Here is a 1,341-nt window from a genome sequence, read left to right on the forward strand (position 1 = left end):
GCGGGCAATCTCGCGAATCGTGGCTCGCGAGTAGCCCACCGTCGCCACACAGCGCATGGTGGCCACGATGATCCGCTGGCGGGTCTCCTCACCGCTGGCGCCGACGGGGCGTCCCCGCTGCGCCCGCGTCACCGTGTTCTCCGCACTCGCGCGTCCCGTCCGCAGGCTCTCGGCGCCTGACAGTGTCGAATATAATCGAGTGATCGATTTATTCGGGGTTCGTGCGGAGGTGCGCGGTGCGTGAGGGACGGGACGGCGGCGCGTGCCGTCCCGCATGAGCGCCCGGCCCTCGCGATTGGGGCGCCCGGTGGGCGCCGACGGCGAACAGACCCGCACGCGCATCATCACCGCGGCGATGCGCACTGTGGCCGAGATGGGCTACTCCCGCACCACGATTCGCGAAATCGCCCGCGCCGCCGACATGACGAGCGGCAGCCTCTACAACTACTTTCCGAACAAGGCGGAGCTGATCAAGGCGGCGATCGCGGCGCGCACCGATGTCGCTTTGCCACGGCTGCGGGCGGCCGCCGAGCGGCCGGGGAGCGCGGTCGACCGCATCGGGGCGGTTCTCGACGAATCGGGCCGGCTCATGCGCGAGTATCCAGATCTCGCCGCCTTCGAGTGGGTCATCCGCGCCGAAGGAGTGGTCGGCCCCGATCGGCACATGGACGGGGGAACGGGATTTCAGGCTTTCCGCGAGATCATCGAGGGCGTCGTCGACGACGGCTACCGGCAGGGCGAACTGTCGCGGCCTTCCGATCGGGACAGCGTCGTCGAGGCCCTCTACGCGCTCATCTACGGGTTGGTCGAGTTGGGGGCCACGTCGCCGCCGCGCGATTATCACGCCGCGCTCGACTCGGCCAAGAAGATGATCAGCGGAACGTTGTTCGCCGGCGGGCGCGGATAGCGGCGGGGCCGACACGGCACCGCCTTGATATGATCAAGCGATTGATTATATAGTCGGGCCACGAGAGGACCGGGCCTTGACTGAAACCGTGTCGTTCGACGTCGACGCGCTGCGACGCAAATACGCGGAAGAGCGCGCGCGCCGATTGCGCCCGGACGGCATCGCTCAGTACGTCGAGACGGCGGGGGCATTCGCGCGCTTCGCCGACGACCCCTGGGCAGACGGTGAATTCACGCGCGAGCCGCTGACCGACGAAGTCGACGTCGCGGTGATCGGCGCCGGATTCGGCGGGCTGTTGACGGGGGTGCGGCTGCGTCAGCTCGGCGTCGACAGCGTGCGGCTCATCGACCGGGCGGCCGACGTGGGCGGGACCTGGTACTGGAACCGGTACCCGGGGATTGCCTGCGATGTCGAGTCCTACGTGTACATGCCGC

Annotated in this window: 2 protein-coding genes and 1 pseudogene; 2 read left to right on the forward strand and 1 reads right to left on the reverse strand. The window is 68.6% G+C overall.

Annotated elements, in window-relative coordinates:
• Positions 1-132 (reverse strand): annotated as a pseudogene (locus A5691_RS28530) (TetR/AcrR family transcriptional regulator); the annotation flags it as partial.
• Positions 133-274: 142 nt separating this feature from the next.
• On the opposite strand from A5691_RS28530, the gene A5691_RS05970 reads away from it, so the two are divergent.
• Both A5691_RS05970 and A5691_RS05975 read left to right on the forward strand, forming a co-directional pair.
• Positions 275-907, forward strand: a complete 633-nt coding sequence (locus tag A5691_RS05970) for a TetR/AcrR family transcriptional regulator (protein ID WP_068266472.1) — start codon at positions 275-277, stop codon at positions 905-907.
• A 76-nt stretch (positions 908-983) separates the two neighbouring features.
• Positions 984-1,341: NAD(P)-binding protein (locus tag A5691_RS05975; protein WP_156675524.1), on the forward strand; the 358-nt coding region annotated here is incomplete at its 3' end.

Source organism: Mycobacterium sp. E183, assembly GCF_001667735.1.
GTDB lineage: Bacteria > Actinomycetota > Actinomycetes > Mycobacteriales > Mycobacteriaceae > Mycobacterium.